4 protein-coding genes are annotated in these 4490 nt (G+C 32.7%); all 4 read left to right on the top strand.

The features are described from left to right. The first annotated feature begins 138 nt into the window (after positions 1-138). A complete protein-coding gene (locus FAR12_RS23000; protein ID WP_126411071.1) occupies positions 139-1230 on the top strand; it encodes a phage lytic cycle repressor MrpR family protein in 1092 nt (363 codons plus the stop codon). Then, complete coding sequence (locus FAR12_RS22995; protein ID WP_061794292.1) at positions 1230-3266, top strand: tyrosine-type recombinase/integrase; 2037 nt, start codon at positions 1230-1232, stop codon at positions 3264-3266. Before FAR12_RS23000 ends, FAR12_RS22995 begins: the two co-directional genes overlap by 1 nt. Continuing rightward, positions 3259-3642: a DUF6262 family protein gene (locus FAR12_RS22990; RefSeq protein WP_061794293.1), complete on the top strand. Its 384-nt coding sequence runs from the start codon at positions 3259-3261 to the stop codon at positions 3640-3642. The genes FAR12_RS22995 and FAR12_RS22990 overlap by 8 nt, the downstream gene beginning before the upstream one ends. Before the next feature lie 196 nt (positions 3643-3838). Beyond that, positions 3839-4291, top strand: a complete 453-nt coding sequence (locus FAR12_RS22985) for a YrvL family regulatory protein (RefSeq protein ID WP_061794294.1) — start codon at positions 3839-3841, stop codon at positions 4289-4291. Positions 4292-4490 lie beyond the last annotated feature (199 nt).

The raw sequence follows: 4490 nt of genomic DNA, 5'->3' as shown, positions 1-4490 counted from the left end.
GCCTTAATTGTACTAGTATTAGAAGTAGTTATTAACGTATCTTGCGATAGTAACTACTTCTTTTATATTTCATTAAAGAATTATTATTTGTACTATTAAATTTATGAATATATAGTATCTTACGAATTAGGGGGTGGAATGTTGAAAGTACAAGAAGTTCTCATTCAAGAGAAGAAAAGATATCTGTTAATTGATAAGAGAGGCTATCCGGTCATACCGGTTGCAAAGTATATAAAGTATTTAGATAACATTGGAAAAGCTGAAAATACACTAAAGTCATACTGTTACCATCTAAAGCTTTATTTTCAATTCCTAGAGGAAAGTCGGTTAAGATATCAAGAAGTGAACCTTGATATCTTGGCTCAATTCATCGGTTGGCTGAGAATTCCCGATCAATCTATAAAAGTCATTTACTTTGAAGAAACCTTAGCTAAACGATCAGAAAGAACAGTCAATACCATCATAACTTGTGTCATAGGATTCTATGACTATTTGACTCGTAATGAGGATTACGTGGGAAATGTAAATAATCAATTAAAAAAGCAGGCCCCAGGGCGTTTTAGGACGTTTAAACCCTTCCTCCATCACATTACAAAAGGGAATTCTTATGATAAAAACATTTTAAAAGTTAAGGAGCCAAAGCGTACAGTTAAAACGTTAAATAAAAACCAATTACAAGTAATTCATAATGCTTGCAGCAATATACGGGATGAATTATTGTTCCGTATTTTATATGAAGGTGGATTACGTATTGGAGAGGCCCTTTCTCTGTGGGTAGAGGATTTTGATATTGGTAAAAATACTATTTCGGTTAGGAGATCCAAAACATCCGATGGAGAAAAACGAAAAGTCTATGTATCTATTGAGACTATGAATCTCTTTCAAGATTATCTAATAGACTTTCATTCTTACGAAATTGATAGCAATTATGTGTTTATCACCTTAACTGGACCAAATCGTGGTAAACCAATGACTGATGGTTCTGTACGTTCTTTAATTAAACGGATGAAGAAAAAAACAGGAATAGATTTTACCCCTCATATGCTTCGGCATACATATGCCACAGAGTTACATGAAGCAGGAGTAGATATTGCCATCATACAGAGATTATTAGGGCATGCACACGTTCAAACAACGATACAGACTTATATCCATGCATCCGATGAAACCATACGTGGAAGCTGGGAACAAGCTCAATCAAACAAAAAAATAGGAAGAAGAGATAAATAATGACACAGAGTACATTGAAAATAAAACCCCTTCCCCACCATCTGGAACAGATAAATGAACCATTACATGGATATTGGGCAAATGATGTATGGAATGTACAAGAATGTCCCATCCTGGATAAACATTATGATTGGAATAGAAAATTGATTTTTGATAAGGTACACAATCTTAGATTGAAAAATGAATTAAAATACTATTTTTATAAGGGATTAAAGGAGACAAGGATTTCGATTACCTATGCTTTCATGCATTATTCTCCATGTCTTAAAATTTTTACAGAATTCATCTCTCGATACTATGCCAATTTAGATTCTATTATTGATATACAGAAGGAAAAGTTTCTAACAGAATATCGAACATTTCTTGTAGAGAATGGAAAATCAGTTGAAATTGTACACCGGAAAAAGTCATCACCATGGTTGTCACCAACAGTTCAACCATCTTTGTATATTAGACTCTTTCTTCAAGTTTATGAATTTTATTATCAGCTTTATGATGAACGTGATGAAACAGACAAGGATTGTTGGGATGTACGAAAATTGAATATTAATTATAACAATACAATTAGTAGATATTCATTAGACTTTTCGAAGGTTCCACAACCTTATAGACAATTATTTAAAAAATATATAAAGACTCGCCTAGTTGTTCAGCAATCCATTAGCTTTTCTACAGCAATATGTTATTTAAATAGACTTTCGTTTTTCTTCACCTTTTTGAAGGGTAAACATCCTGAGTGGAAAGAATTAAACCAGCTATCCAGAATGGATATTGAGGAGTACATTGAATACTTGCGACATTCCACTATTAAAAAGGGAAAATATTTAATTAATCCAGATCACAATTATGTAAATCGTTTTTTAATAGACCTTAAAACGTTTATCTCATACATACAGAAATTCGAATGGGAAGAAGCTCCGACAAAGTCAGTAATTTCACTATTGTCAATTGAAGATATCCCTAAAAAGAAAAGAGCAAAAGCTGATGAAATTAAATATATCCCGGATGAAGTATGGGAACAGTTAATTTACCATATTAACCAACTTTCCTCAGATCATATACCTATAATTCTTCTAATGGAAGCTACAGGTTTTCGAATAAGTGACGTTTTATCACTTAAAATTGACTGCTTAGTAAATCAAGAAGATGGCTGGTGGATTATCGGAGATCAAAGAAAAGTAAGTTATAAAAATCATAAAGTTCCTATTTCAGAGGAAATTGCAAATGTGGTCCTAGCGCAGCAAGAACTTACAAAAAAGAGATCAACTTTGGACACGAACCCTAAGAAATATTTGTTTCCAACACTTAAAGGGAAAAGGATGGGTAATCCCATATCGCAAGATTCCATTAAGTTGAACCTTAATAAACTAGCTAACAGATGTAATATTAAGGACAAAGATGGAGAAATTTATTGGTTTAAAAATCATGCGTTCCGACACCGTTACGGTGTTAATTTGATTAATAACGGAATGAATATTCTTCATGTTCAAAAACTGATGGCTCATGCCAGTCCTGAAATGACGTTAGTCTATGCCCAAATTCATGATCAAACACTCCGTGATGAATGGGAAAAGGCTCGCGATATTGGCGCAGTAAGACTAGATACACATGGAGAAGTTATTGTCGCTAATTTAGCTCAACAGGCTGAAGAAAACGGAGTTGAACTGGAATGGATACGTCATAACATGGACTCCATTCGTTTAGATCATGGGTTTTGTGTAAAAAGCCCTAAACTTCATTGTGATTTTCTTGAACAGACATTAGAACCACCCTGTATTAAAAACAACTGCCGAAGTTTTCACGTTGACAAGACGTTTCTCGACTATTACCAAGAACAGATATCTAAAATGGAAGCTGATATTGGAGTATACAAAAAATCCGGAAGGTTACGTTCCGTTGAGTTAATTGAGCCCAAATTAAAAAGATATAAAGAATTAGCAAATGGTTTACTACATACTGGTGGTATCTTTGGTTTAGATAAAACCAGGCGTGAGTATGTTGGAGATGAACGTGAGAAGGTGATGCAAAATGTCTAATGAAAACCCAAATACCGAAGGTATTATAAAACATGCAAAGTTAAAAACGGAAAAGACCATTCAAAAAGTTGAAGAAGCGATCAAAAAGATGATAAAAAAACAAATAAAAATCAATTTTAACTCTGTTTCTGCAGAATCAGGGGTTTCAAAAGCATTTCTATACAGAAATACAGAACTCCGAGAACGAATCGAAACACTTCGCAATCAACAAGAAGGTCTCCCTTCAATAAAACAAGCTAAAAGAAATATGAGTGACGCATCTAAAGATGTAATTATTTCTTCCTTACGGAAGAGAATCAAAGATTTAGAGAAGGAAAATAAAGAAATTAAAGAACAAATGAAAATTAAATTTGGGAAGATTTATGAGGGAATTTAAGATCTACGATTTTCCCTCCCTGTTTGATTTTCTGTGTAATATGACAATGCCGTTAAAAGATAAGTTGTATTCAGCAATCGGGCCATTTTCTGGAACAATAGCTTTAAAGAAAATTGAATATAATGATAAAATTTAAGAGAGGTTGTGAAGCGTTGTACTTAAATTAACGGGCAAATTTAGGAAGGAGTCGTTTAAGATAAATAAAATTAAAACAATAGTTATCTGTACATCTATCGTACTAATAATTTTGTTTGGTATTACCTTTTTTGAATACATATTTTTAAGGTTACTCGGATTACAATATAATTCAATCAGTGCTTTAGTATTTTTCTTTGTTATGTATGTATTCCTTGAAATACCTCTCTCACTCATTACAAATGCGATACCAAAAGCTTTGAGATCTGTTGGTATTATTCAATCAAGCAACGGCTGGTTGTCATTTATTTTGAATACAGGTCTCACTTTTGTGTTAATGGAGTTACTCGATACATTTATGGTGAATATTGAGATTGCTTCGCAAGGTTCACTCATATTTGCATTGATTTCTGGATTTTTTAATTGGACATTAAGAGAAAATGATAAAGAACCACCAGATATTGATAGCAAAGACTTCAAGGAAATAGAGAATAAATTTGGCTCTCAAAAGTAAAGGAAGCGTTAGTAATAACTAAAGATTAATTTTGAAGCTTTATTATTTTTTAAAATCTTCCACAATCGAGCGCGATTGTGAAAGATAATGGCTAACGACTTTAAATCGTTAGTCATTTTTAAATCTTTCGTTAAGTACATGTCTACAATGAAAGAACACATAATAATTTTAATTTTTTTACAAAAAGGTATTGATAACC

It is taken from the genome of Bacillus yapensis (genome assembly GCF_005280205.1).
Lineage (GTDB): Bacteria > Bacillota > Bacilli > Bacillales > Cytobacillaceae > Robertmurraya > Robertmurraya yapensis.
This window is presented reverse-complemented; position numbering and strand designations above follow the sequence as displayed.

Coding starts and splice junctions, on each gene's coding strand:
- FAR12_RS23000 (WP_126411071.1), top strand. CDS start 139: ATGTTGAAAGTACAAGAAGTTCTCATTCAAGAGAAGAAAAGATATCTG.
- FAR12_RS22995 (WP_061794292.1), top strand. CDS start 1,230: ATGACACAGAGTACATTGAAAATAAAACCCCTTCCCCACCATCTGGAA.
- FAR12_RS22990 (WP_061794293.1), top strand. CDS start 3,259: ATGTCTAATGAAAACCCAAATACCGAAGGTATTATAAAACATGCAAAG.